We start from the raw sequence: 24,792 nt of genomic DNA, 5'->3' as shown, positions 1-24,792 counted from the left end.
GAAGGCACCGATGGCCGGTGCCGACACGGGCCGCCGTCCACGCTCGCCGCCAGGCGGGCATGAAGGCACGGTCGCAGCGAACGAGGATCAGCCGGCTGGCGGCCGCAGCGGTGCCGCGTGCACGACACTGGGCGCGGACGCGAAGAGAGGGGAAACGTGCAGCGGTTCCGGCGCCACCGGCACCAGCGCAACCAGGGCGACCGCCGGCAGCATGCTGCCGCACGCTGCCGCGCAATGGGCCGACGCCATCGCGTCGTGCTGGCCGAGTGCATGGTCGACGCAGCAGTCAGATGGGACCGACATGGCGTGCTGGCCGTGATCGACCGCATGCACGGTGGACGACACCGGCGCGCCCTGCGGTGCGTCACCCGCCATCCCGCGCGGCATGCCGTGCACCGGTGCCAGCGCGAGGATCAGCCACGCCAACCATGCCATCGCCCGGAGGGATGGCAAGCGTGCAGCATGGCGTAGTGATTGGTCCACCGACACAGCATAGGGTCCATGCCGGCGTGCCTCAACTCTGGACGAGGCTCCATCGGCGTTGCCGCCGGGGCACGCCGTGGCCCGTCCGCCACCGGCGAACTACTTGGTATAGCCCATGTGCAGCGTGATCTTGTCGCCAGCCTTCAAGTTGGCCACCGAAGCCGGCGGGAAGTGCAGGCGCAGCGACATGCCTTCCGCGTCCGCCTCGACCATGCCGGTCTTGGTATCCACCGAACTCACCGTGGCCGGCATCATGTGCATGCTGCCGTTCTTGTTGTGGCGCATCATCTTGTGATGTATGCCGCCCATCTGGCCCATGCTGCTCGACGGCGACGCCGGCGCCATGCCTCCGGTGTCCTGGGCGCTGACCGTGCCGAATGCCAGGCAAAGGCCGACAGCGGCCGTCGAAACAATGATTCTTGGCAGGAACGTCATGATGATTCTCCGCGCAGGTGGACGGTCGGAGCCGCGCGTCCGGCCGGTTGCAACGTTGCAACAGGCGCAGCCTGCGCCGGCCGATGTGCAGGAAAGGTTACGCGGCACGCCAGGGCGCGCAGCGTCCGCATCTATACTTGGCCACCCCGCCCGCCGTGACCGCCATGAACTACCGCCACGCCTATCACGCCGGCAACTTCGCCGATGTCCTCAAGCACGTCGTGCTGCTCGCGCTGGTCGAGGCGCTGCAGGCCAAGCCCACGCCGTTCTGCTACATCGACACCCACGCCGGCAGCGGCAGCTACCCGCTGGAAGGCTTCGAGGCAAAGAAGACCGGTGAGCACAAGGACGGCATCGCGCGCCTGCACCCGGCGGAAAAGGTGCCGCCGCTGCTGCAGCGCTGGCGCGCCAGCATCCTCAAGGGCGACGGCAATGAGCAGGGTCTGAAGCATTACCCCGGCTCACCGCTGCAGGTCGCCCGTCTGCTGCGTGCGGGCGACAGCGCCCAGTTGTGCGAACTGCACACCGAGGAAGCGGCGAAGCTGCGCGAACTGTTCCACGGCAACCCGCAGGTGCACGTGCACCAGCGCGACGGCTACGAGGCGCTGAAGGCGCTGCTGCCGCCGAAGGAAAAGCGCGGCCTGGTGCTGATCGATCCACCGTACGAGGCGCAGGAAGCCGAGTACAAGCTGATCGAACAGGCGCTGAAGTCGGCCCTGCTGCGCTGGCCCACCGGCGTCTATGCGGTGTGGTACCCGATCAAGCTGCGCAGCCAGGTGCAGCCGTTCCTGCGCAAGCTGCAGCACAGCGGGGTGAAGCGCATCCTGCGCGCCGAACTGCTGGTGCACCCGGACGATTCGCCGCTGCGCCTCAACGGTTCGGGCATGGTCATCCTCAACGCGCCGTGGAACCTCGACGACACCTTGCGCGAACCGTTGCGCGTGCTGGCCAGCCTGCTGTCGCAGGAGCGCGCGGCCGAATGGAAGCTGGACTGGTTGCTGGACGAAGCGGGCAGCCAGCTGAACACGCCCAGCCCGCTGCCCGCCTCGCGACTACCGCGGCCGCCGGGTCGCCGCTAAGCTCGACGCACCCAGCCAGCGTTCCTCCAGGAGCACGACCATGCGCATCCGCCCCGCCTTCCTGCTGATCCGACTCGCCGCGCCGGCCGCCCTGCTGATGCTGCTGGCCGCCTGCGCCCCGGCACCGATCTACAAGACCGCCGGCGCCGCGGTCACCGCCGCGCCGTTCCAGGTGGCGCAATCGCCGGAAAAGTTCAGCAACAGCCAGGTGATCTGGGGCGGCCGCATCGTGCAGGTCAAGGTGCTCGCCGACCACAGCGAGATCGAGCTGCTGGCCTACCCGCTGGACACCTCGCAGCGGCCGAAGGCGAACGACAGTGGCAGCGGCCGCTTCATCGCCGTGATGCCCGGCTACGTGGAACCGCTGGACTACCCCGCCGGCGCGCTGATGACGGTCGACGGCAAGCTCAACGGCAGCCGCGCCGGCAAGGTCGGCGAGGCCGACTACGTGTTCCCGCTGGTCAGCGTGGCGCAATCGCACGTGTGGACCGCCGAGGAAATGAACAAGGGCCGCAACAACGTCCATTTCGGCGTGGGCCTGGGCGTCGGCATCCGCTGACCGACGTGCGCAATATCCTGCGCGACCGCTAAACTCCCTGACCTTATTACTCTGGGACTGAAGCCGCATGTCGTCTGGGCACGCCAACCCGATCAAGGCCATCTTCCTCGCGCTGGGCGCCAACTTCGCCATCTTCGTGGCCAAGCTGTTCGCCGCCTTCGTCACCGGCTCCGGCGCGATGATGGCCGAGGCGGTGCACTCGCTGGCCGACTGCGGCAACCAGGGCCTGCTGCTGCTCGGCATCCGCCAGGCGAAACGACCGCCGTCGGACGAGTTCCCGCTGGGCTGGGGTCGCGCGCTGTATTTCTGGTCGTTCCTGGTCGCGATCCTGCTGTTCAGCGTGGGCGGCATGTTCTCGATCTACGAGGGCGTGCACAAGCTCACCCATCCCGAGCCGCTGAAGTGGCCGTGGCTGGCGCTGGGCGTGCTTGTGTTCGGCATCGTGGTCGAGGGCATCTCGATGCGCGGCTGCCTGCACGAAGTGAACAAGGCCCGCGGCGAGCAGGGCCTGTGGACCTGGTTCCGCGAAACCCGCTCCAGCGAGCTGCTGGTGATCTTCGGCGAGGACCTGGCCGCCCTGCTCGGCCTGTGCCTGGCCACACTCGCCGTCGGCGCCACCATGCTCACCGGCAACCTGATGTTCGACGCGGCCGGCACCATCGCGATCGGCGTGCTGCTGATCGTGGTGGCGGTGCTGGTGGCGATCGAAGTAAAAGCGCTGTTGATCGGCCAGGGCATGGAACCACGCCGCCGCGACGAGCTGATGAGCTTCCTGAAAAGCCGCCCCGAAGTTGCCGAAGTGCTCAACCTGATCACCTTGCAGATGGGTCCGGACGTGATGGTGGCGGTGAAGGCGCGCATGCAGCCCACCGCCAGCCTGATCGACGCGATCAACACCGTCGAGGCGGCGATGAAGGCGCAGTTCGGCGATGTGCGCTGGAGCTTCTTCGAGCCGGACAATGCAGATTGACCGGTAACCGTTGAAGGCGCGAGCCCACGCCACAATCTCATCCCCTGCCCACCCGGTTCTCTCGTCCACCCCATGCGCAACCCACTGCAAGAACAACTCCTCAAGGCCGGCCTCGTCAACAAGACCAAGGCTGCACAAGTCGTGCGCGAGCAGGCGAAGAAGCACCAGGGCAAGGGGCCGGCGGCGCCGAGTACGGAGCAGCTGGAGGCGCAGCGGCTGCAGGTGGAGAAGGCCGAGCGCGATCGCGCGCTGGCCGCCGAGCGCAATGCGCAGGCGCGTGCGAACGAGGCGCGTGCGCAGGTTCGCCAGATCGTCGAGGTGCACAAGGTGCAGCGCGAGGGCGAGATCGCCTATCGCTTTGCGGACAGCAACGTGATCAAGAGCGTGCTGGTGAACGAGCCGCTGCGCGCGCAGCTGGCCGCCGGCACCTTGGTGATCGTGCGCCACGGCGAGGGTTACGAACTGCTGCCGCGGGTTGCCGCCGACAAGGTCCGCGAACGCGACGCGGCGATGATCGTGCTCGACCACGGCCACGCCGAAACCGGCAGCGGCGACGAGACGGACGACGAGTACTACAAGCAGTTCGAGGTGCCGGACGACCTGGTCTGGTAGCGCGTCAGCGCTTCAGTTCCAGAAGATCCCAGCCGTTGCCGTACAGGTCCTCGAACACCGCCACTGTGCCGTAGGCCTCGTGGCGCGGTTCCTCGCGGAAGTGCACGCCTGCGGCGCGCATGCGTTGCCAGTCGCGCTGGAAGTCGTCGGTGTTGAGCAGCAGGAAGACGCGGCCGCCGGTCTGGTTGCCGATGCGCGAAGCCTGCTCGTCGCCGTTCGCCTTGGCCAGCAGCAAACGGGTTTCGCGGGAACCGGGCGGCGCCAGCAGCACCCAGCGCTTGCCGCCACCCATGTCGGTATCCTCGATCAGCTCGAAACCGAGCGCGCGGGTGTACCAGGCGATCGCCTCGTCGTAGTCGGCGACCAGCAGCGCCAGCGCGCCGAGATGCTGCTTCATTGCCTCGCCCTGATGGTCGGCAGCGGCCCCAGTGCCGCCTGCAGTTTTTTCGTCAGCTTCGCGCGCACCAGCGTATAGGCGTCGAGGACGAACGCCTCCAGCTCCGCCGTGGCAAAACGCTGCGGTTCGGTGATCGACACCCAGTGCGCGCGCGCCAGGTACGGCGCCGGGATAATGCCGGGCTGGTCGGTGAGTTCGAGGAAACGGTCGTCGGCCACCTTGCACGACAGCCGGCCGCCCTCGCTGCCGTCGGACGGCATCACCGCGAACATCTTGCCGCCGACGCTGAACACGCTGTCGACGCCCCATTTGGTGTCGCGGGTGACGCCGGGCCAATGACTGCACAGCGCATCCAGTTGGGCCGCGGTGAGGCCATGAGTCGGTTTGCGGGTCATGCCGTGCTCCGGGAACGTCCGGCCGGCATTGTGCGATGTGACGCGGCGCCTGTCTGCCCACATCCGCGCCATCCCGTGCTGCAGCATCAACCCACCGGTTACGATACGGCTCCACGCGTGTGCGCCAGCCCAACGCAGAGTCCGTCATTGCAAATTCATGCTGCAATGCACACAATACGCAAAAGTACGGAACCGCCATGAACCCCGCCATCGACTTCTCTGCCCCCACCCGCTATGCCTCGCTGCCGCCGCGCGCCAGCGAACGCTTTGCGCGCCCGCACGTGCAGTCCACGCCACGCGGTGAGCAGGTGCGCACCGAGGACGGCCGCGAGCTGGTGCTGCGCGCGATCGAACCGGGCGACGTGGCGGCGATGCAGCGCTGCTTCACCCGGCTGTCGCCGGAGGACATCCGCCGCCGCTTCCTGCACGCGATGTCCGAACTGCCCACGCCGATGGCGCAGCGGCTGTGCCGCATCGACCCCGCGCAGGAGACCGCCTATGTGCTGATGGACGAATCCATCAAGCCGACCGAGATGCGCGGCGTGGGCCGGATCTATGTGGACGAGGCCACCGACAGCGCCGAGTTCTCGGTACTGGTGGAACAGGCCTGGAGCCGTCGTGGCCTCGGCGCGCTGCTGATGCGGCACCTGGTCGACGACTGCCGCCGCCGCGGCCTCGCCGAGCTGTGGGGCTACGTGCTGCTGGAGAACCGGCCGATGCTGCAGCTGTGCAAGGAGCTGGGCTTCACCCAGCGGATGATGCCGGACGAACCGGGCACCGCACAGATCACGCTGAAGCTCTGAAGAGCACGCTCCCTGCTCCATAGGACGGGAATTCAGGCGGCTCTGGCCAGCCTCCCCTTTGCCTTGCGGGAGAAGGGGCCCAGGCACATCGCGTTACACTTGCCCGCTTTCCCCGGCGCGGCTCGATGGCGGCGCCTTGAACATGCGCCCCATGCCCAACCCGATCAAACACCCGCCCCTGCCGACCACCCCGAAACAACGCCGCTACTGGACGCCGCCACACGGCTCCGCGCGGGCGCTGCTGCTGGCCGAGGCGGCGCGCACGCATGATGGCCTGCTGGTGGTGGTGGCGCGCGATACCCAGCGCGCGCAGGCGCTGGAGTCCGAGCTGAAGATCTTCGCCGGCGGTCTGCCGGTGCTGCATTTCCCGGACTGGGAAACGCTGCCCTACGACGCGTTCAGCCCGAACCCGGAGATCGTTTCCCAGCGCATCGCCACGCTGTACCAGTTGCCGAACGTGAAACGCGGCGTGCTGGTGGTGCCGGTGGCCACGCTGATGCAGCGGATCGCGCCGCGCTCGCACATCACCGGCTCCGGGCTGGTGCTGGCGAAGGGCCAGAAGCTCGACCTCGCCAGCGAACAGCGCCGGCTGGAAGCGTCCGGCTACCGCAACGTGCCGCAGGTGACCGAACCGGGCGACTTCGCGGTGCGCGGCGCGCTGCTCGACATCTTCCCGATGGGCACCGCCGAGCCATACCGCATCGAGCTGTTCGACGACGAAGTGGAGTCGATCCGCAGCTTCGACCCCGAGACCCAGCGCTCGCAACAGCAGGTGGACAAGGTCGAGCTGCTGCCCGCGCGCGAGTTTCCGCTCACCGAGGAAGCCGCGAAAGAGTTCCGCGGCAACCTGCGCGAACGCTTCCCGATCGACGTGCGCCGCTGCCCGCTGTACCAGGACATGAAGGAAGGCGTCACGCCCGGCGGCATCGAGTACTACCTGCCGTTGTTCTTCGCGCAAACGGCGACTTTATTTGACTACCTCGCCGACGACGCGCTGTTCGTGCTGGGCGAAGGTGCCGGCGAAGCGGCCGACCAGTTCTGGACGCAGACCGCCGAACGCTACGACCAGCGCGCCCACGACATCGAACGCCCCGTACTGCCGCCGGCCGAGATCTATCTGCCGCCGGAAAAACTGCGCGAACAGCTCAACAAACGATTGCGCGTGGAAGTGGTCGAGGCCGGCCATGAGCACGCCGTCGACACCGGCACGCAGCCGGCACCGGAACTGCCGCTCAACCGCAAGGGCGAGGAACCCGGCACGTCGCTGCGGCATTTCCTGTCCAGCTATCCAGGCCGCGTGCTGATCGCCGCCGATTCGGCGGGGCGGCGCGAGGCGCTGATCGAGACGCTGGCCACGGCGGGATTGAAGCCGCAAAGCGTCGAAAGCTGGACTGACTTTCTCCTCCCCCTGCCCGCAGGGGGAGGCCGGGAGGGGGTTGCTCCGGCTGGCGAAGAAGCCAGAGCAAGAGCACCCCACCCTCCGCAAGGGATTCCCTTCGGTCACAACCCTCCCCTGCTCGCAGGGGAGGGAGCCAGGCATGATGGGCCGCGGTTAGCCATCACCATCGCTCCGCTTGAGCAGGGCTTTGCGCTGACTAAACCCGTATTGACCGTGCTCACCGAGCGCGAGCTGTACGGCGAGCGGGTGCGCAGCGAGCGCGAGCGCAAGCGCCGCCGCGGCACCACACGCGATCCCGACGCGATCATCCGCGACCTCACCGAGCTCACGATCGGCGCGCCTATCGTGCACGTCGACCATGGCGTGGGCCGCTACCAGGGCCTGGTCTCGATGGACGTGGGCGGCATGGATGGCGAGTTCCTCACCATCGAATACGCCAAGGGCGACAAGCTGTACGTGCCGGTGGCGCAACTGGGTCTGGTCAGCCGCTACTCCGGCACCGCGCCCGAGTTGGCGCCACTGCATTCGCTGGGCGGCGACGCGTGGGAGCGCGCGCGCAGGAAGGCGGCCGAAAAAGTGCGCGACGTGGCTGCCGAACTGCTGGCGATCTACGCCCAGCGCCAGGCGCGCGGCGGCGAATCGATGCCGATCGATCGCCAGCTGGTGGAGGAGTTTGGCAGCACCTTCCCGTTCGAGGAAACCCCCGACCAGGAAAGCGCGATCGAGGCCGTGCTGGGCGATCTCGCCGCGCCGCGCGCAATGGACCGGGTGATCTGCGGCGACGTCGGCTTCGGCAAGACGGAGGTGGCGCTGCGCGCCGCGTTCGCCACCGCCACCGCCGGCAAGCAGGTCGCCGTGCTGGTGCCGACCACCCTGCTCGCCCAGCAGCACTACCGCAACTTCGCCGACCGCTTCGCCGACTGGCCGGTGCGTGTCGACGTGCTGTCGCGCTTCAAGTCGACCAAGGAAGTGAACGAGGCGCTGAAGCGTCTCGCCGACGGCCAGATCGACGTGATCGTGGGCACCCACAAGCTGCTGCAGCCGGACATCAAGTTCAAGAACCTGGGCCTGGTCATCGTCGACGAGGAACAACGTTTCGGCGTGCGCCAGAAGGAACAGCTGAAGAAGCTGCGCGCCGAGGTGGATCTGCTGACGATGACCGCCACGCCGATCCCGCGCACGCTGAACATGGCGATGGCCGGCTTGCGCGACCTGTCGCTGATTGCCACGCCGCCGGCACATCGCAGCGCGGTGCGCACCTTCATCTCGGCGTGGGACCCGGCGACGATCCGTGAGGCGCTGCAACGCGAGCTGTCGCGCGGCGGCCAGGTGTACTTCCTGCACAACGAGGTGCAGAGCATCGAGCGCACCGTGCGCGAACTCGAAGAACTGGTTCCGGACGCGCGCATCCGCATTGCCCACGGCCAGATGCCCGAACGCGAGCTGGAAAGCGTGATGGCGGACTTCCATCGCCAGCGTTTCAACGTGCTGGTGTGCACCACGATCATCGAAACCGGCATCGACATCCCGACGGCCAACACCATCATCATCGACCGCGCCGACCGCTTCGGCCTGGCCCAGCTGCACCAGTTGCGCGGCCGCGTCGGGCGCTCGCACCATCGCGCGTATGCGTATCTGGTGGTGCCCGACCGCAAGTCGATCACTGCCGATGCGCAGAAGCGGCTGGAAGCGCTGGCTTCGCTGGAAGAACTCGGCGCCGGCTTCACCCTGGCTACCCACGACCTGGAAATCCGCGGCGCCGGCGAGCTGCTGGGCGACGAGCAGTCCGGCCAGATCCAGGAGATCGGCTTCGGCCTGTACACCGAACTGCTGGATCGCGCGGTGCGTGCGCTGAAGTCGGGCAAGGTACCGGACTTCGACCTGAGCAGCGAGCACGAGACCGAAGTCGAACTGCACCTGCCCGCGTTGATCCCCGACGATTACCTCGGCGACGTGCACCACCGCCTCACCCTGTACAAGCGCATCGCCAGTGCGCGCAGCGAGGACGACCTGCGCGACCTGCAGGTGGAGATGATCGACCGCTTCGGCCTGCTGCCCGAGCCGACGAAACAGTTGTTCGCGGTGGCCAGCCTGAAGCTGATGGCCACCCCGCTGGGTATCCGCAAGCTCGATTTCGGCGCCAACGGCGGCCGTATCGTGTTCCGCGAGAAACCCGAAGTGAATCCGCTGACCATCATCCAGCTGATCCAGCGCCAGCCGCGCGTGTACAAGCTGGACGGCCAGGACAAGCTGAAGGTGATCCTGGAACTGCCCGGCGCCAGCGAGCGCATCCGCAGCGCGCAGGAACTGCTGGTAACGCTGGGCGCGCGCCGGCCCGCCTGAGTCCGCACGGCGCTGCCGGCGATTTCCGACGCCGGGGCTGACAATAGTCACTGGCCGGCGGCGCCCCCGCTCCGCACAATGCCCCGATGCCGCCAGGGATGACCCTGCGCGTCCGGATTGAACCACTTCGGCCGCCTCCTGCCTCGCGTCGATCGCCGGCAACCCGGACGCCGCCAATGGGTTTGCCGCGGGGCGCGTACCATGGCACGGCACGTGCATGACACAACGACGAAGGATGATGCACGTTCGAGCGTCGCCACCCTCACCGTCGTGTATCGGAACAGCAGGGCGAACGTGGCCATCGGCGCTCCGGAACATGCCGGGTTGCGTAAGCCACGGGCGACCAGCAAGTGCATTGCCATACGTAGCCCTGCGAAACATTCGCAGGGCGGGAGAGGCAAATGGAAAGGCTGACCACAATGCCGACGTCGACACGCCCGGGGCGGTCCTGGCGCGGCCTCGTGCTCGGCCTGCTGTGGCTCTGGCTGGGCGTGGCCCATGCCGCCACGCCGTTGAACGGCGCCTGGCGCGAGGTGCATGCCGGCGACACCCCGCAAACCGTGCTGGACGAGTACCACGCCGGCCTGCTGAAAAGTTTCGACCCGTCCCTGCTGCAACGCTTTCCACAGGGCCGCACCGGCAGCTGGGTGGTGATCACGGCTCAACCACCCTGGGACAACAGCACGCGGGTACTGACCATCTACCCGCCCACGCTGGGCGCGGTCACCACCTTCGACGGCGGCCGGCCACAGACACTGGCGCTGGACGACTTCGGCGATTCGCTCCACGGCCACGGTCGGCTGGCCTGGCAGCTGCCGGCCGGCATGGCCGCGTCGGCGCCGATCCTGCTGAAGTTCGAGCCGGCGCAGACGCTCAGCGCGCCGGTGCGCTTCCACCTGGAACCCTGGAACGAGTACGCGCGGAACGACGCGCAATGGCTGGTGCTGGCCAGCGCCTGCTTCGCGGTGATGCTGGCGATGGTGCTGATGGCATTGTGCTTCGCGCTGATGCTGCGCGACGTCACCTACGCGTGGTACGCCGGCTACGTGCTCTGCTACGCGCTGATCCAGGGCATCCAGACCGGCTTCGTGTTCCATCCGATGGAGTGGCAGTGGCTGTCGGGCATGGCCTTGCTGGCCGGTTCGGCCGCCGTGGCGCTGTCGGTCGCGTTCGCCTCGCTGTTCATGATGCGGTTCTGCGAGTTGAAGCGTTACGCCCCGTTGTTGCGGGTGCCGATCATGGCGCTGGCGGTTGGCATGATCCAGCTGGTGCTGATGCGTTGCAGCCGGATCCCGTTGCTGGTCGAAGTGGCCCAGCTCCTGCTCAACCCGCTGCTGATGATCGGTGCCCTGCTGCTGCTGGCAGCCGCCCTCGTCGCCGCGGCGCGCGGTTCGCGCCAGGCGTGGTTTTTCCTGGCCGGCTGGACGCCGCTGCTGCTGCTCACCGCACTAACCAGCGCCCAGGTCGGCGGCGCGCTGCCGCAACTGGACTGGCTCAACGACGCCAGCCTGGTCGGCGGCGCGTTCGAGGCGGTGGTGCTGTCGATCGGCCTGGCTGACCGTGCGCTCCGGCTGCGCCATGACCGCGACATCGTGCGGGTGCTGGCCGACCATGACGCGCTCACCAACGTGTTCAACCGCCGCGCCTGGAGCGAGCGCGCCAGTGCCCTGCTGTCGAGCGGGCCGCCGCGACCGGTCGCGCTGCTGTTCCTCGACCTCGATCATTTCAAGCTGCTGAACGATCGCCAGGGCCACAACGCCGGCGACCGCGCACTGGTCGCCGTGGCCAAGGCACTGGCCGCCGAACTGCGCCCCACCGACCTGCTCGGCCGCTACGGCGGTGAGGAGTTCGTCGCCCTGCTCGACGGCACCCCGGCGCAGCTGGCCATGCAGGTGGCGACCCGCCTGTGCCGGCGCGTGCACCGGCTGGAGATACCCATCAGCGAGGAATCGCTGCTGCTCAGCATCAGCATCGGCATTGCCATGCGCCGGGAAGGCGACGACGTGGAATCGCTGGTGGATCGCGCCGACCAGGCGATGTACGACGCCAAGCTCGGCGGCCGCAACCGGGTCTGCCTGCACGCCGACAGCCTGACCCCGCGCACCGGCCCGCACCTGCACGTGGTGGAGAAGCACAAGCGCTGAGACAAGGGCCGGCGCTGAAGCCGGCCGCGTTCAGCCTGCCGCCAGCCCGCGTGCCACAGCCACCACGTCGGCCTCGCCCGGCAGCACCAGCAGTGCCGCTCCGGCCAGCGGGGTGAAGGTGTCGGCGCCGACCACACGGTGCAGCGGCGTGGCGCCGCAGCCGCCTTCAACGATCGCGGTGATCACGCCCTCGCCCACGCCCGCGCTCTTGCGGCCTTCGTCCAGTACGAGAATGCGTTTGGCCGTCCGTGCCTGCGCCGCGATGAAGGCGTCGTTGAGCGGCGCCAGCCAGCGCAGGTCGACCACGCGCACCTGCCAGCCCAGTTCCTTTTCGATCGTGCGCGTCGCACGCAGCGCCATCGGCACGCCGTTGCCGAAGGTGAACACCACCAGGTCGTTGGCTGCCTCATGGTAGATACGGCCCTCGCCCAGCGTCATCGCCTGGTCCGGCGCCGGGTAGTCGAACTGCCACTGGCCGTCGCCGGCCTCGTACAGATCCTTGGTCATGTACAACGCGATCGGTTCGAGGAAGGCGCACACGCGGCCGTCGACCTTCGCCAGCGCCATCAGCGTGCGCAGCATCATCGCCGCGTCGTCGCCGCGGCTGGGGCAGCCGACCACCAGGCCGGGAATGTCGCGCAGCGCGGTGATCGAGTTGTCGTTGTGGAAGTGGCCGCCGAAGCCTTTCTGGTAACCCAGCGAAGCCACCCGCATCACCATCGGATTGCGGTACTGGCCGTTGGAGAAAAACTGCAGCGATGCCGCCTCGCCGCGGATCTGGTCGCAGGCGTTGTGGAAGTACGCCAGGTACTGGATCTCCGGGATCGGCAGCATGCCCATGTTGGCGTAGCCCTGGGCCAGGCCCAGGATCATCGTTTCATCTAGCAGCGTGTTGAACACGCGGCTGCCCTTGAAGGTCTTGTTGAGTCCCTTGGTGACGGTATACACGCCGCCCTTCTGCGCCACGTCCTCGCCGAACAGCAGCGCCTCCGGATACTTCGCCAGCAGGTCGTGCAAAGCCTGGCCGATCTGGATGGCCAGATGCCGCGGCGGCAGTTTTTCCGGCAGCTTCGCCTCGCCGCCGAACACGGCCAGACGCTTTTCCGCGTAATCGGCGCGCGTGGCCTCGGCTTTCACCGCGGCCGGCGTGTATGGCGCCAGCGGCTTCATCACGTCTTCCAGCGAGGTCAGCCGATGGCGTGAATCCGCATCCTCCGCGGCCGCGAAGCAGCGCTTGCGGGTGGCTTCGTACAGCTTCAGCAGCGTGTCCTTCGAATACAGGCCCGACGCCAGCGCAATCTCGGCCGAGCGCAGCAACGGATCGGAGCATTCGACCGCAAAGAGTTCCTCGATGCTGCGCCACTCGATCTCGAAGTCGGTGCCGGCATGGCCCATCACGCGAGTGGTCTTGAGATGCAGGAAGGTCGGCCGGCGCGTCGTGCGGCAATGCTCCACCGCGCGCTGCACCTGGGCATAGCCTTCGGCGAGATCCAGACCGTCGGCGAAAAAGTAGTCGAGGTTGGCGCGATGCTGGTAGTTGTTGGCGACCCAGCCGGTCGGCGTCTTCACCGAGATGCCGATGCCGTTGTCCTCGCACACGAACAGCACGGGCGCGGGCAGCTTCTGGTACGCCGTCCACGCCGCGGTGTTGAACGCGGTCTGCGCGGTGGCGTGGTTGCTGGAGGCGTCGCCGAACGAGCAGATCGTGATGCTGTCATCGGGAATCGGCAGCTGATGGCCGATGCGCCGCGCCTGCTCGATCGCCACCGCGGTGCCCAGCGCCTTGGGCAGGTGCGAGGCGATCGTCGAGGTCTGCGGCAGCACCCACAACGGCTTGCTGCCCCACACCTTGTGGCGGCCGCCGGAGGCCGGGTCGTCCTTGCTGGCGGCGAAGCTCAGCGCCGAATCCATCACCGGGTCCATGCCCGGGATCTTGCGGAAACGTTCGGCCATGAAACCGCCGGAGCGGTAGTGCAGGAAGGCCGGATCGGTGTGGCGGGTCAGTCGCGCCACCATCGCGTTGCCCTCGTGGCCGCTGGAGCCGATCGTGTAGAACACCTTGTTCTGCACGCGCAGCACGCGTGCCATCAGGTCGAGGTGGCGCGAGATCAGTTGCGATTCCAGCAGCTCGCGGAAACCGCGCGCGTCCAGCGCGCTGTCCGGCAGCACCGCCTCGCCGTCGCGCGGCGCGGCGCGCACGTCGCCCTGCCACAGCTGCACGAACTCGATGAAGTTCTGGTCGACGATCTCGGCACGGTTGAAGCCCTTGTGGCGGGCGCTGAGGGAGAACGGAATGGACATGGCGGTCTTCGGCAAGGTGGCAGGGGTCAATGTTGCATCGGGGTGTGGCCGGGCTGGGCACGCACGCGGGCCAGCCAGTCACGGATGTTCGGGAAGGCAGACAGCTCGAAGCCGCCGTCGCCGGCGCAATGGGTGTACGCGTACAGCGCGATGTCGGCGATGCCGTAGCACTCGCCCACGAACCAGTCGTGCCCGGCCAGGTGTTGCTCCATCACCGCCAGCACCTGCGCGCCCTTCTGCAGCAGCGCCGGAATCTCGGCCTGGCGCGGATGGTCGGGCGGCAGCCAGCCGCGGATGAAGCGCGCCACCGCGATGCACGGCTCGTGGCTGTACTGCTCGAAGAACAGCCACTGCAGCGTCTGCGCGCGCAGCCAGGCATCCTCGGGCCCGGATCCATTCGGCCAAAAGGCGCTGCCTTCGGCGAGATAGCACAGGATCGCGTCGGACTCGGCCAGCCGGCGGCCGTCCTCCAGTTCCAGCAGCGGCACCTTGCCGTTCGGGTTCTTCGCCAAGTAGGCCGGCGTGCGCGTCTCGCCACCGGCACTGTCCACGTCGACCCAGCGGTAGTCACGGCCCAGCTGGTCCAGCAGCAATTGCAGCTTGTAGCAGTTGCCGGAAGCGCGCATGCCGTAGATGGTGATCATGGCATTTCCCCACCCAGCTGTTTCAGCAGCGCGGCGCGCTGCAGATCCTTGGGACGCCCGAAGCTTTCGCAAAGCCGGATCTGGTCTTCGACCGACGGCACCGGCACGGCCAGGCCATTCACACCGGCCAGCACGAGTTTCCCCGGCAGCACCGGCTGCCAACGATCGTCGGCATGAAGCTCAAGCCCACCCATCACCTCGACCGGCGCGCCGGGGAAGCGGAAGCGGGCAAAGTGCGAACGGAAGCGGTCGGCGTCCGGCGGCGTGAATGCGGGCTCGCGCTGCGGCGCCCAATGCGCCATCAATACCTCGGCGTCGGCGCGCGAGGTCAGCACGTCCACATCCGCGGCGCTGGTCTGCGCGCCGAGCAGCAGCGCCGCGGCGCTGCCGATCAGGCACCACGGATCGACGCAATGCACGTGCAGCTCGGGCACGATCTCGGCCAGGGTGGCGTATAGCGCGGGCGAGAGGTGGCTCATGCGCGACGCCGGCGCCACTGTTCGCGCGTCTGCACCCAGATCTCGGTGGGGGAATCCTCGTACGGCGCGGGCAGCTTGCCCGGGCCGCGGCAGGTCGAACCCAGCCGCTGCGCCAGCACCTGTGAGGCGTGGTTGTCCGGATGGATCGAATGGATCATCTCGCTCCAGCCCAGCTGATCGAACGTCCAGTCGATCGCGGCGACACAGCCTTCCAGCGCATAACCCTTGCCCCACGCGTCGCGCGCCAGGCCCCAGCCCACCTCGGTGCCTGGCCAGTCGACCGGATGCCAGGGGCCGAGCCGACCGACCCACTGGCCGCTGCTTTTCTCGATCACCGAGAACATCGCGAAACCCTGGATCGACCACGCCCCGGCCAGCGACAGGAAACCGCGCCACGCGGCGGCGCGCGCCTGCTGCCCGCCGATGAAGCGGGCAGCCTCGGCGTCGGCCATGTTGGCCGCGTAGGCGTCGAAGTCCTCGATGCGCGGCGGACGCAGGATCAGTCGATCGGTTTCGATGCGAAGATCCGAGACGTTCAATGCCTGGCTACTCAAGTCGCTGCTCCCGCCGATGGCATGGGCTCTCTGAGCGTCACTCCCGCCAAGGCGGGAATGATGCCTCTCAGAACGCGTTGATGCCGGTCAGCTCGCGGCCCACCACCAGCTCGTGCACGGTCTCGGTGCCCTCGTAGGTGATCACCGATTCCAGATTCAACGCATGGCGGATCGCGCCGTGCTCGGTGGTGATGCCGGCGCCGCCGAGGATGTCGCGGCACTGGCGCGCGATGTCGATCGCCATGCGGCAGTTGTTCCACTTGGCCAGCGAGACCTGGGTCGGCTGCATCTTGCCGGCGTCCTTCAGCCGGCCGAGCTGCAGCGACAGCAACTGGGCGGTGGTGATGCGCCGGGCCATGTCGGCCAGCTTCAGCTGGATCGCCTGGTTCGAGGCCAGCGGGCGGCCGAACAGGATGCGCTCGGCGGTGTAGTCGAGCACTTCCTTCAGGCACGCCTGCGCCGCGCCGATCGGGCCCCAGGTAATGCCGTAGCGCGCCTGGGTCAGGCAGCCCAGCGGACCCTTGAGGCCCTTCACGTTCGGCAGCCGTGCACTGTCCGGCACGCGCACGTTGTCGAAGAACAGCGCGCTGGTGACCGAGGCGCGCAGGCTCATCTTCTTGTGCACTTCCTGTGCGGTGAAGCCCTTGGTGTCGGTGGGCACGATGAAGCCCTGGATGCCGTCCGCGGTCTGCGCCCACACGATCGCGATGTGCGCCAGGTTGCCGTTGGTGATCCACATCTTGGCGCCGTTGATGACCCAGTCGCCGCCGTCCTTCTTCGCGTTCGTCTTCATGTTGGCCGGATCGGAGCCGCCGTGCGGCTCGGTCAGGCCGAAGCAGCCGATCACCTCGCCCGCCGCCATCTGCGGCAGGTAGTGCAGCTTCTGCTCCTCGCTGCCGTAGGCGTAGATCGGGTACATGCACAGCGAGCTCTGCACCGAGGCGAAGCTGCGCAGGCCCGAGTCGCCGCGCTCCAGCTCCTGGCAGATCAGGCCGTAGCTCACGCCGTTCATGCCGGCGCAACCGTACTTCTCGGGAATGGTGGCGCCGAGCAGGCCGAGGCTGGCGATCTCGGGCACCAGTTCCTTCGGGAAACGGCCCTGGTCGAAGCAGTCGCCGATGATCGGCAGCACGCGCTCGTCGACGAAGCGACCGACGGTGTCCTGCACCATGCGCTCCTCGTCGGTGAGCAGCGAGCGGACGTCGTACAGATCGAGCGGATTCAGACTGACAGCCATGGAAGCTCCGGAGAGGGCGCGTAAAAGCCGGTATTGTAGCGCGTGCCAAGTAGCCGCACAGTCCGCCGTCTACCCGACGGACGCGTACGGCCCGCGTTGGGCCTCGCCTTGCCCGGCCCCATCTTCCGCTCTCGTCCCCCGCTTCAGGCTTTTCCACGGAAACCCCATGTTCAAAGGTGTCCTGCTCGGCTTCATGGCCTTCGCCGCGTTCGCCATCAGCGATGCGTTCGTGAAGTCGCTGCGCGGCTCGCTGCCGGCGTACGAGGCGGTTTTCTTCGGTGCCGCGCTGGGCCTGACCGCGCTGCCATTCATCAAGGGTGCCGACGCCCGCTGGCGCGACGTAGTGCTGGCGCAGCGCCAGGGCCTGTGGCTGGTGCGTGCCGCCGCCAGCGCGGTGGGCAGCATCGCGGCGGTGATCGCCTTCACCGCGCTGCCGATGGCAGAGGCGTTCGTGCTGATCTTCCTGCTGCCGATCTTCGTCACCATCCTGTCGGTGCTGGTGCTGAAGGAGCACGTCGGCTGGCGCCGCTGGTCAGCCGTGGTGGCCGGCTTCATCGGCGTGCTGGTGGTGCTGCGGCCCGGCTTTCGCGCGCTCGGCATCGGCCACCTGGCAGCCACCGTGTGCGGGCTTTCCGGTGCCGTCTCGATGATCGCGCTGCGCCTGTCCGGCGCGCACGAGAAGCGGGTGACGCTGTACGGCGCCGGCATGATCGGCTCGATGCTGGTCGCCGGGCTGATGATGCTGGCCAATTTCCGCTGGCCGGATTTCGACCAGTGGCTGCTCCTGCTCGGCTACGGCCTGCTCGCCGCGCTCGGCTCCGTGCTGCTGATGCTGGCCACGCAGAAGGCGCCCGCCAACCACGTCGCGCCGACCCAGTACAGCCAGATGCTGTGGGCCGTGCTGTTCGGTTATGTGCTGTTCCACGACCCGCTGGACTGGCCGATGGCGATCGGCATCGCAATCATCCTCGGCGCCGGGTTGTTCACCTTCGTGCGCGAGGAACAGGTGACGCACTGGTGGAAGCGGATCCGGATGATCTGACCACCCGGCCCGCGCCGACTCAGCGGTTGCTGACCCCATGCGGCACATGCCCGGTCGCCACGTGCTTGCGCGCGGACTCCACGTTGGCCGGCGAATCGTCGAAGAAGATGTCCGCGCCGAACGCATCGAGGAACGGACCCTTGTCGCGGCCGCCGAGGAACAGCGCCTCATCGATGCGCACGCCCCACTTGCGCAGGGTGAGGATCACCCGCTTGTGCGCGGGGGCGGAACGGGCGGTGACCAGCGCGGTGCGGATCGGCGAGTCCTCCGCCGGGAACGCCGTTTGCAGATGATGCAGCGCGGTGAGGAAGCCGCGGAACGGGCCAACCGACAGCGGCTCGGCGGCATGCTCGGTCTCGTTGCGGTGGAAGGCCTCCAGTCCTTCCTCGCGCGAGACGCGCTCGCCCTCGTCGCCGAAGATCACGGCGTCGCCGTCGAAGGCGATACGCAACTGCTCGCTCATGCGCGGTGGCGCAATGCTGGGCAGGATGGTGGCCGCGGCCACGCCGGCGGCCAGCGCGCGGCCGACGTCCTCAGCGTTGGCGGAGAGGAACAGGTCGGCCCGGAACGGCGCAATGTAATCGGAGGTGGGCGCGCCGCTGGTGAACGCAGCGCGGCTGATCTCCAGGCCGTAGTGCTGGATCGCGTTGAAGATGCGCAGCCCGGTGTCGCCGGAATTGCGCGACAGCAGGATCACCTCCACCGGCGGCACGTCGCCGGCCAGCTTGTTCAGCCCGAGCAGCTTCTGCACCAGCGGAAAGGCCACGCCGGGCTGCAGGATCTCATCCTCGTGCTTGATCTGGAACGAGCGGTAGGCATCGAGGCCCTCGCGTTCGAACAGCGCGTGGCTGTCGCCGAGGTCGAACAGCGCGCGCGAGGAGATCGCGACCACGAGCCGGTTGTCGCCGACGGCAGCGGGATCATGGACATCCGGAGACGAAACAGACGTGTTCACGGGACAGGGCGGAAGTTGTCGGCGAAAGGTCGCTACCGGTCAATCTAGCACGCAGCCAGATTCATTCCGCCGCGAACTGCTCGTCGAGGATGCGCTGCTCCAGGTTGTGCTCGGGATCGAACAGCAGCCGCACGCCCTGACCGCCGGACTGACGGATCGCCACCGTGCGCACGTCGCGTACCTCATGGAAATCGGCGGTGGCGCTGACCGGGCGCTTGCCCGGGTCGAGCACGCGCAGGATCACCTCGGTGCGATGCGGCAGGATCGCGCCGCGCCAGCGGCGCGGGCGGAACGGGCTGATCGGGGTGAGCGCCAGCACATTCGCGTCCAGCGGCAGGATCGGCCCATGTGCGGACAGGTTGTAGGCGGTGGAGCCGGCAGGCGTAGCCACCATGATGCCGTCGCAGACCAGGTTCGGCAGCTTCACGGTGTCGTTCAGTTGCACCTCCAGGTGGGCGGCCTGGTTGCTCTGGCGCAACAGCGAGACCTCGTTGAAAGCCAGCGCGCTGTGCTGGTTGCCGGCCACGTCGGTGACCTCCATCTGCAGCGGGAACAGTGTCGCCGCATGCGCGCGCGCGATCCGCTCCGGCAGTCCGTCGAGCTTGTGCTTGTTCATCAGGAAACCGACCCGGCCCAGCTTCATGCCGTACACCGGCAGTTCCAGCGCGTGGTACGCGTGCAGGGTGCGCAGCATGAAGCCGTCGCCACCCAGCGCCACGATCAGCTCGGCCTGCTCCGGCGGCACATCGCCGTAGCGTTCCACCAACCTGCGCCAGGCCTGCTGCGCGACGCTGACCTCACTGGCGACGAAGGCAAAGCGCATCGGAAACCCCGGTTGGCGGAAGACGCGCCAAGAGTACGACAGAGCGATGGCTGCGCCCTACTCGGCATGTATCCGCCCTCCCGGCACGCAGGAGGGCGGATGTAGGGTCACGCCGCGGAAACGCCTCGCCGCAGGCTCAGACTGGTACCTGCGCCAGCTGCGCCAGCCGCCGCACCGCAACCGAGGCGATCGGGTAGTCGGCGTTCTGGGTGAGGATCTCGGCCAGCATGCCGCGGGTGTACTGCAGCGTGGCATCGTCACGCTGCAGCCACGCCTGCACCGGCGAGACATCCTTGCTGCCGCCACCGAGGCTCAGCACCTGCTGCGCCAGCGCCCGGTGCTGGTGGTTGAGCTCATCCAGCAGCGAACCGCGGGCCTGCGCATGCCAGTGGCCTTCCACCGGCAGTGCCTCGATCTGGTCGCGCAGCCATTCCAGGTCCAGCGCCTCGCCCAGTTCGAAGAACACGCCGGCGACCTTCTCGATCGGCTGGCCGCTCAGCTGGCTCACCTCGACCATGTCCAGTGCGGCGCGCAGCTCCGGCATGCGGGCCATCCGCAGCGCCAGTTCCGCCGGCAGGCCCAGGCCTGCCCACTTCTCCTGGCTGGAGGAGAAATCGCCCTTGCCGGTCGGCGTCAATACCTCCGGCAACGCCTTGCGCAGGGTCGACACGCCAGCCTGGTAGCGTTCGACGTTGGCGGCGATGTCCAGCGAACCACCCGGACGGTTCAGCAGCCAGCGGGTCAGGTGCCGCAGCAGCGACCAGATCTGCTTGATCGCGTCGATCTGGGTGTCCTCGGCGACCTTGGCGTCCAGCGCCTCGATCTGTGCCCACAGTTCGCGCGCTTCGAGGATCTCGCGTGCCGCGGTGTAGGCCTTGGCGATCGCCGCCGGGCCCTGTCCGGTGTCCTCCTGCATGCGCATCATGAAGGTGGCGCCCATGCGGTTGATCGTGGAGTTGGTCACCGCGGTGGCGATGATCTCGCGCTTCAGCCGGTGGCGCTGCATGTGCGTGGCGTACTTCTCGTGCAGCGGCGTGGGGAAGTAGCGCACCAGTTCCTTCGACAGGTACGGGTCTTCCGGCACGTCCGAATCCAGCAGTTGCTGGAACAGGCGGATCTTGTCGTAGGACAGCAGCACCGCCAGCTCCGGCCGGGTCAGGCCCAGCCCGCGGCTCTTGCGCTCGGTCAGCTCGGCCTCGCTGGGCAGGTTCTCGACCTGGCGATCGAGTGTGCCCTCGGCCTCCAGCGTGCGGATGAAGTGCGCCATCGAACCGATGCGACCAACCGACTGCTGCTCCATCAGGGTGATCGCCTGGTTCTGCCGGTAGTTGTCCCACAGCACCAGCTGGCCCACCTCGTCGGTCATCGCGGCGAGCTGGGTGTTGCGCGCGTCGAAGCTCAGCTCACCGCGCTGCACGGCGTCGTTGAGCAGGATCTTGATGTTCACCTCATGGTCGGAGGTGTCCACGCCGGCGGAGTTGTCGATGAAGTCGGTGTTCAGCAGCACGCCGTGCTGCGCCGCCTCGATGCGGCCCTTCTGGGTCATGCCCAGGTTGCCGCCCTCGCCGATGATCTTCGCGCGCACGTCGGCGCCGTTGATGCGCAGCGCGTTGTTGGCGCGGTCGCCCACGTCGGCATGCGTTTCGGCGGACGACTTGATGTAGGTGCCGATGCCGCCGTTGAAGATCAGGTCCACCGGCGCCTTCAGGATCGCGCTGAGCAGCTCGGTCGGCGCCAGGTGCTCGACGTCGGGCTTCAGGCCCAGCACCGCGCGCACTTCCGGCGAGACCGGGATCGACTTGGCGCTGCGCGGATACACGCCGCCGCCGGCGGAGATCAGCGACTTGTCGTAGTCGTCCCAGCTCGAGCGCGGCACCTTGAACATGCGCTGGCGCTCGATGAAGGTGCGCGCCGCATCCGGGTTCGGGTCGAGGAACACGTGGCGATGGTCGAATGCGGCCACCAGCCGGATGTGTTCGGACAGCAGCATGCCGTTGCCGAACACGTCGCCGGACATGTCGCCGATACCCACGCAGGTGAAGTCCTGGCTCTGGCTGTCGCGATTGAGCGAGCGGAAGTGGCGCTTGACCGACTCCCACGCACCCTTGGCAGTGATGCCCATGCCCTTGTGGTCGTAGCCGTGCGAACCGCCGGAAGCGAACGCGTCGCCGAGCCAGTAGTTGTGCTCGATCGAGATCGCATTGGCGATGTCGGAGAAGGTGGCGGTGCCCTTGTCGGCGGCCACCACCAGGTAGGGGTCGTCCGCGTCGTGGCGCACCACGTCGTGCGGGTGCACCACCTTGCCGTCGACCAGGTTGTCGGTGATGTCGAGCAGGCCGTTGATGAACAGGCGGTAGCAGGCGATGCCCTCGGCCAGCTGCGCATCGCGGTCACCGCCGACCGGCGCCTTCTTGACGAAGAAGCCGCCCTTGGAACCGACCGGCACGATGACCGTGTTCTTGACCATCTGCGCCTTGACCAGGCCCAGCACCTCGGTGCGGAAATCCTCGCGCCGGTCGGACCAGCGCAGGCCGCCGCGCGCCACCGCGCCAAAGCGCAGGTGGATGCCCTCGACGCGCGGGGCGCATACCCAGATCTCGCGGTACGGCACCGGCTTGGGCAGGTCGGGCAGCATGTGCGAGTCGAGCTTGTAGCTGATGTAGTCGCGGTACGCGCCGTTCCACTGCTGGAAGAAGCTGGTGCGCAGGGTGGCGCGGATCAGCTTCACGAAGCCGCGCAGGATGCGGTCCTCGTCGAGGCTGGCCACGTTCTCCAGCAGGATGCCGATCGCGTGCTCCACGGCCTGGATCTGCTCGTCGCGCGGCTTCGCCAGCGCCGCGCCCAGGTCGGCGATCAGGCCAGGCTGCGCAGCCTGCACGTTGGCCGGGATCAGCGCCAGCATCTCGGCAGCCAGGGTCGCGCCGGCGGCCTTCAGCTCGTCGGCGGAAAGCACCTCGCGGCGCGGGTCGAACTTGGCCAGGAACAGTTCCACCAGCAAGCCGGCGATCGCCGGATAGCGGCCCAGGGTTTCTTCCATGTACGACTGCGAGAAGGTGGCGCCGGTCTGCAGCAGGTACTTGCAGTAGCCGCGCAGCATCGCCACCTGGCGCCAGCTCAGCTTGGCGCCCAGCACCAGCCGGTTGAAGCCGTCGTTCTCGGCGTTGCCGCGCCAGATCTGCTCGAACGCATCTTCGAACAGCGCGCCGACCTGCTCCACGCTGAAGGTGAGCTGGCCGACCGGCTGCACCTCGAAATCCTGGATCGACAGCGGCGCCTCGCCGGGAATGTCGTAGACATGCTCGGTGAGCACGCGCAGGCCGAGGTTCTCCAGCTGCGGCAGCACCTCGGACAGCGCGATGTCGCCGCCGGAACGATAGACCTTGAAGCGCAGCGTCTCCGGCGCCTTCGGCGGGTGGTAGAACGACATCCGCAGCGCGTTGTCGCCAGCCAGCTGCGACAGCTGGTGCACGTCCTCGGCGGCCACCGCCGGGCTCACGTCCTCGACGTAGCCGGCCGGCAGCGCACGCGCATAACGGTTGGCCAGCACCACGCCCTCATGCTCGCCGCGCAGGCGCACCAGCGCGTCGCGCACCTCGTCGTGCCAGTTGCGCACGATGCCGGCCACGCCCTGCTCCAATTCGGCCAGGTCGTAAGACGGCTGGTCGCCGATCTTCGGCCGCAGCACGATGGTCAGCCGCGCCAGCGCGGCCTCGCCCATCTGCACCGAGGAATCGCTCTCCTCGGCGTGCAGCGCCGTGCCCAGCAGCGCCTCGATGCGCTCGCGCACCGAGGTGTTGAAGCGGTCGCGCGGCACGAACACCATGCAGGTGAAGAAACGGCCGTAGCGGTCGCGGCGCATGAACAGCCGCGTGCGTGCGCGCTGGCGCAGTTCGAGGATGCCCATCGCGGTGGCGAACAGCTCGTCCCCGGTACTCTGCAGCAGCTCCTCACGCGGCAGCGTTTCCAGCACGTTGCGCAGCGACTTGCCGGAATACGAGTCGCGCTTGAGGCCCGAGCGCGCCAGCACGGCCTCCACCTTTTGCCGCACCAGCGGCACTTCCTGCGGGCGAGCCATGTAGGCGTTGGAGGAGAACAGGCCCAGGAAACGCTGCTCGGCCACGGCGCGGCCGTCGGCGCCGAACTGCAGCACGCCGATGTAATCCATGTAGCCGGTGCGATGCACCTGCGAGCGCGCGTTGGTCTTGGTCAGGATAATCGCGTCGGTGGCACCGGATTGCGGCAGTTCACTGGCGGCGAGCGTGCGCAGCGAGCGCGGTGCCATCGAGCGCTCGCTCTTGCGCAGGATGCCCAGGCCGGATGCATCGACTGCACGCAGCACGCGGTCACCATCGGCGTCGGCGACTTCGTATTCGCGGTAGCCGAGGAAAGTGAAGTTGTCGGCCGCGATCCAGCGCATGAACTCGCTGGCTTCCTGCACCGAGGCCGCGTCCAGCGGCAGCTTGCGATGTGGCAGTTCGTTGGCGATCGCCAGCGCCTTGTCGCGCATCACCGACCAGTCGCCCACCGCCGCGCGCACATCGTCCAGCGCAGCGGCGACCTGCGCTTCCAGCTGCGCCTGCTCGGCCGCGTCGGCCACCCGGTCGATCTCGAAATGCATCAGCGATTCGGCGCTGCCGGCGTTGCCGGCGAGGCCCAGCAGCTTGCCGGAGGCGTCGCGCGCCACCATCAGCACCGGATGGATCACCGCATGGATCTGCAGCTTCGTCGAGACGATCATGCTGACCGTGTCGACCAGGAACGGCATGTCGTCGGTGACGATCTGCAGCAGGCTGCGACCGGCATGCACGTCCGCTGCACTCAGCACGCGCACGCTGGCATGACCGCTGCGGCGTTGCTGCATGAACTCGAGCAGGCTGCCGACCAGCGCCGCCCATTGCACCGGTGTGTGCAGATGCGCGTCGCCGCCCCCGATACGTGCAAAGAAAGCCTCGCAGAAAACCTGCGCCTCGTTCAGGCGCTCGGGCGAAAAACCGCCCTTTTTCAGCTCTGCAAGTACTACCGACGGAAGGGAAGAATCGTTCGCCGCAGGGGTCGCATTCATGGCATCTTCTGATTGGTGGAGACGATGATGGGTGAGGCAGGTAAAAAGCCTTGGAAGGATACGCCGCGAAGGAAGG

20 protein-coding genes are annotated in these 24,792 nt (G+C 67.8%); 8 read left to right on the top strand and 12 right to left on the bottom strand.

Annotation, left to right across the window (positions count from 1 at the left end):
* Positions 1–87: 87 nt before the first annotated feature.
* Both IMW82_RS00995 and IMW82_RS00990 read right to left on the bottom strand, forming a co-directional pair.
* The gene (locus IMW82_RS00995; protein ID WP_211004283.1) at positions 88–435 is read right to left on the bottom strand and encodes a hypothetical protein; all 348 of its coding nucleotides are present in this window, start codon (positions 433–435) and stop codon (positions 88–90) included.
* 147 nt (positions 436–582) lie between these two features.
* Entirely contained in the window at positions 583–918 is a 336-nt protein-coding gene (locus IMW82_RS00990; RefSeq protein WP_211003627.1) for a hypothetical protein, read from the bottom strand.
* 164 nt (positions 919–1,082) lie between these two features.
* On the opposite strand from IMW82_RS00990, the gene rlmJ reads away from it, so the two are divergent.
* From rlmJ to IMW82_RS00970, 4 genes are all read left to right on the top strand, one after another.
* Positions 1,083–1,997 (top strand): 23S rRNA (adenine(2030)-N(6))-methyltransferase RlmJ, encoded by a 915-nt coding sequence (rlmJ, locus tag IMW82_RS00985; RefSeq protein ID WP_211003626.1) that lies wholly within the window; start codon positions 1,083–1,085, stop codon positions 1,995–1,997.
* A 40-nt stretch (positions 1,998–2,037) separates the two neighbouring features.
* On the top strand, positions 2,038–2,556 hold the full coding sequence (locus IMW82_RS00980; protein ID WP_211003625.1) for a Slp family lipoprotein: 519 nt from the start codon (positions 2,038–2,040) through the stop codon (positions 2,554–2,556).
* Between the two features lie 67 nt (positions 2,557–2,623).
* A complete protein-coding gene (locus IMW82_RS00975; RefSeq protein WP_108471486.1) occupies positions 2,624–3,526 on the top strand; it encodes a cation diffusion facilitator family transporter in 903 nt (300 codons plus the stop codon).
* A 72-nt stretch (positions 3,527–3,598) separates the two neighbouring features.
* A complete protein-coding gene (locus tag IMW82_RS00970) occupies positions 3,599–4,138 on the top strand; it encodes a DUF2058 domain-containing protein (protein ID WP_211003624.1) in 540 nt (179 codons plus the stop codon).
* 4 nt (positions 4,139–4,142) lie between these two features.
* On the opposite strand, the gene IMW82_RS00965 is transcribed toward IMW82_RS00970, so the two are convergent.
* Both IMW82_RS00965 and IMW82_RS00960 read right to left on the bottom strand, forming a co-directional pair.
* The gene (locus IMW82_RS00965) at positions 4,143–4,535 is read right to left on the bottom strand and encodes a VOC family protein (RefSeq protein WP_211003623.1); all 393 of its coding nucleotides are present in this window, start codon (positions 4,533–4,535) and stop codon (positions 4,143–4,145) included.
* A complete protein-coding gene (locus IMW82_RS00960) occupies positions 4,532–4,930 on the bottom strand; it encodes an MmcQ/YjbR family DNA-binding protein (protein ID WP_211003622.1) in 399 nt (132 codons plus the stop codon). The genes IMW82_RS00965 and IMW82_RS00960 overlap by 4 nt, the downstream gene beginning before the upstream one ends.
* 197 nt (positions 4,931–5,127) lie before the next feature.
* On the opposite strand from IMW82_RS00960, the gene IMW82_RS00955 reads away from it, so the two are divergent.
* From IMW82_RS00955 to IMW82_RS00945, 3 genes are all read left to right on the top strand, one after another.
* Positions 5,128–5,733, top strand: coding sequence for a GNAT family N-acetyltransferase (locus IMW82_RS00955; protein ID WP_211003621.1), 606 nt, complete (start codon positions 5,128–5,130; stop codon positions 5,731–5,733).
* 151 nt (positions 5,734–5,884) lie between these two features.
* Positions 5,885–9,475 carry a transcription-repair coupling factor gene (gene mfd / locus IMW82_RS00950; RefSeq protein ID WP_211003620.1) on the top strand — a complete coding sequence of 1,197 codons (3,591 nt, stop codon included), beginning with the start codon at positions 5,885–5,887 and terminating at the stop codon, positions 9,473–9,475.
* A gap of 419 nt (positions 9,476–9,894) precedes the next feature.
* Positions 9,895–11,619: a diguanylate cyclase gene (locus tag IMW82_RS00945; RefSeq protein WP_244754127.1), complete on the top strand. Its 1,725-nt coding sequence runs from the start codon at positions 9,895–9,897 to the stop codon at positions 11,617–11,619.
* A gap of 30 nt (positions 11,620–11,649) precedes the next feature.
* Here the strand turns inward: IMW82_RS00945 and IMW82_RS00940 are convergent, their stop codons facing one another.
* The 5 genes from IMW82_RS00940 to IMW82_RS00920 all read right to left on the bottom strand — a co-directional run bounded on the left by IMW82_RS00940 (position 11,650) and on the right by IMW82_RS00920 (position 16,834).
* Complete coding sequence (locus IMW82_RS00940) at positions 11,650–13,920, bottom strand: thiamine pyrophosphate-dependent enzyme (RefSeq protein ID WP_211003618.1); 2,271 nt, start codon at positions 13,918–13,920, stop codon at positions 11,650–11,652.
* Positions 13,921–13,946: 26 nt separating this feature from the next.
* Positions 13,947–14,564, bottom strand: a complete 618-nt coding sequence (locus IMW82_RS00935) for a glutathione S-transferase family protein (RefSeq protein WP_211003617.1) — start codon at positions 14,562–14,564, stop codon at positions 13,947–13,949.
* Positions 14,561–15,043 carry a hypothetical protein gene (locus tag IMW82_RS00930; RefSeq protein ID WP_211003616.1) on the bottom strand — a complete coding sequence of 161 codons (483 nt, stop codon included), beginning with the start codon at positions 15,041–15,043 and terminating at the stop codon, positions 14,561–14,563. The genes IMW82_RS00935 and IMW82_RS00930 overlap by 4 nt, the downstream gene beginning before the upstream one ends.
* The gene (locus IMW82_RS00925; RefSeq protein ID WP_211004282.1) at positions 15,040–15,582 is read right to left on the bottom strand and encodes a GNAT family N-acetyltransferase; all 543 of its coding nucleotides are present in this window, start codon (positions 15,580–15,582) and stop codon (positions 15,040–15,042) included. Before IMW82_RS00925 ends, IMW82_RS00930 begins: the two co-directional genes overlap by 4 nt.
* An 82-nt stretch (positions 15,583–15,664) precedes the next feature.
* On the bottom strand, positions 15,665–16,834 hold the full coding sequence (locus IMW82_RS00920) for an acyl-CoA dehydrogenase family protein (protein ID WP_211003615.1): 1,170 nt from the start codon (positions 16,832–16,834) through the stop codon (positions 15,665–15,667).
* Between the two features lie 166 nt (positions 16,835–17,000).
* Between IMW82_RS00920 and IMW82_RS00915 the strand changes: the two genes are divergently transcribed.
* On the top strand, positions 17,001–17,876 hold the full coding sequence (locus IMW82_RS00915) for a DMT family transporter (protein ID WP_211003614.1): 876 nt from the start codon (positions 17,001–17,003) through the stop codon (positions 17,874–17,876).
* A 19-nt stretch (positions 17,877–17,895) separates the two neighbouring features.
* Here the strand turns inward: IMW82_RS00915 and IMW82_RS00910 are convergent, their stop codons facing one another.
* The 3 genes from IMW82_RS00910 to IMW82_RS00900 all read right to left on the bottom strand — a co-directional run bounded on the left by IMW82_RS00910 (position 17,896) and on the right by IMW82_RS00900 (position 24,716).
* Positions 17,896–18,831: a 5'-nucleotidase gene (locus IMW82_RS00910; protein WP_211003613.1), complete on the bottom strand. Its 936-nt coding sequence runs from the start codon at positions 18,829–18,831 to the stop codon at positions 17,896–17,898.
* Between the two features lie 61 nt (positions 18,832–18,892).
* Positions 18,893–19,654, bottom strand: coding sequence for an NAD kinase (locus IMW82_RS00905; RefSeq protein ID WP_108471497.1), 762 nt, complete (start codon positions 19,652–19,654; stop codon positions 18,893–18,895).
* Positions 19,655–19,790: 136 nt separating this feature from the next.
* Positions 19,791–24,716, bottom strand: a complete 4,926-nt coding sequence (locus tag IMW82_RS00900; RefSeq protein ID WP_211003612.1) for an NAD-glutamate dehydrogenase domain-containing protein — start codon at positions 24,714–24,716, stop codon at positions 19,791–19,793.
* Positions 24,717–24,792 lie beyond the last annotated feature (76 nt).

The sequence above is a fragment of the Rhodanobacter sp. B2A1Ga4 genome, from assembly GCF_018101315.1.
Taxonomy (GTDB): domain Bacteria; phylum Pseudomonadota; class Gammaproteobacteria; order Xanthomonadales; family Rhodanobacteraceae; genus Rhodanobacter; species Rhodanobacter thiooxydans_A.
Note: the sequence above shows the minus strand (reverse complement) of the source record. Positions and strands in the feature narration are given on the sequence as shown.

What these genes read in the sequence shown, in the direction of transcription:
- IMW82_RS00995 (WP_211004283.1), bottom strand. Translation starts at nt 435, where the DNA reads ATGGCATGGTTGGCGTGGCTGATCCTCGCGCTGGCACCGGTGCACGGC.
- IMW82_RS00990 (WP_211003627.1), bottom strand. Translation starts at nt 918, where the DNA reads ATGACGTTCCTGCCAAGAATCATTGTTTCGACGGCCGCTGTCGGCCTT.
- rlmJ (WP_211003626.1), top strand. Translation starts at nt 1,083, where the DNA reads ATGAACTACCGCCACGCCTATCACGCCGGCAACTTCGCCGATGTCCTC.
- IMW82_RS00980 (WP_211003625.1), top strand. Translation starts at nt 2,038, where the DNA reads ATGCGCATCCGCCCCGCCTTCCTGCTGATCCGACTCGCCGCGCCGGCC.
- IMW82_RS00975 (WP_108471486.1), top strand. Translation starts at nt 2,624, where the DNA reads ATGTCGTCTGGGCACGCCAACCCGATCAAGGCCATCTTCCTCGCGCTG.
- IMW82_RS00970 (WP_211003624.1), top strand. Translation starts at nt 3,599, where the DNA reads ATGCGCAACCCACTGCAAGAACAACTCCTCAAGGCCGGCCTCGTCAAC.
- IMW82_RS00965 (WP_211003623.1), bottom strand. Translation starts at nt 4,535, where the DNA reads ATGAAGCAGCATCTCGGCGCGCTGGCGCTGCTGGTCGCCGACTACGAC.
- IMW82_RS00960 (WP_211003622.1), bottom strand. Translation starts at nt 4,930, where the DNA reads ATGACCCGCAAACCGACTCATGGCCTCACCGCGGCCCAACTGGATGCG.
- IMW82_RS00955 (WP_211003621.1), top strand. Translation starts at nt 5,128, where the DNA reads ATGAACCCCGCCATCGACTTCTCTGCCCCCACCCGCTATGCCTCGCTG.
- mfd (WP_211003620.1), top strand. Translation starts at nt 5,885, where the DNA reads ATGCCCAACCCGATCAAACACCCGCCCCTGCCGACCACCCCGAAACAA.
- IMW82_RS00945 (WP_244754127.1), top strand. Translation starts at nt 9,895, where the DNA reads ATGCCGACGTCGACACGCCCGGGGCGGTCCTGGCGCGGCCTCGTGCTC.
- IMW82_RS00940 (WP_211003618.1), bottom strand. Translation starts at nt 13,920, where the DNA reads ATGTCCATTCCGTTCTCCCTCAGCGCCCGCCACAAGGGCTTCAACCGT.
- IMW82_RS00935 (WP_211003617.1), bottom strand. Translation starts at nt 14,564, where the DNA reads ATGATCACCATCTACGGCATGCGCGCTTCCGGCAACTGCTACAAGCTG.
- IMW82_RS00930 (WP_211003616.1), bottom strand. Translation starts at nt 15,043, where the DNA reads ATGAGCCACCTCTCGCCCGCGCTATACGCCACCCTGGCCGAGATCGTG.
- IMW82_RS00920 (WP_211003615.1), bottom strand. Translation starts at nt 16,834, where the DNA reads ATGGCTGTCAGTCTGAATCCGCTCGATCTGTACGACGTCCGCTCGCTG.
- IMW82_RS00915 (WP_211003614.1), top strand. Translation starts at nt 17,001, where the DNA reads ATGTTCAAAGGTGTCCTGCTCGGCTTCATGGCCTTCGCCGCGTTCGCC.
- IMW82_RS00905 (WP_108471497.1), bottom strand. Translation starts at nt 19,654, where the DNA reads ATGCGCTTTGCCTTCGTCGCCAGTGAGGTCAGCGTCGCGCAGCAGGCC.
- IMW82_RS00900 (WP_211003612.1), bottom strand. Translation starts at nt 24,716, where the DNA reads ATGAATGCGACCCCTGCGGCGAACGATTCTTCCCTTCCGTCGGTAGTA.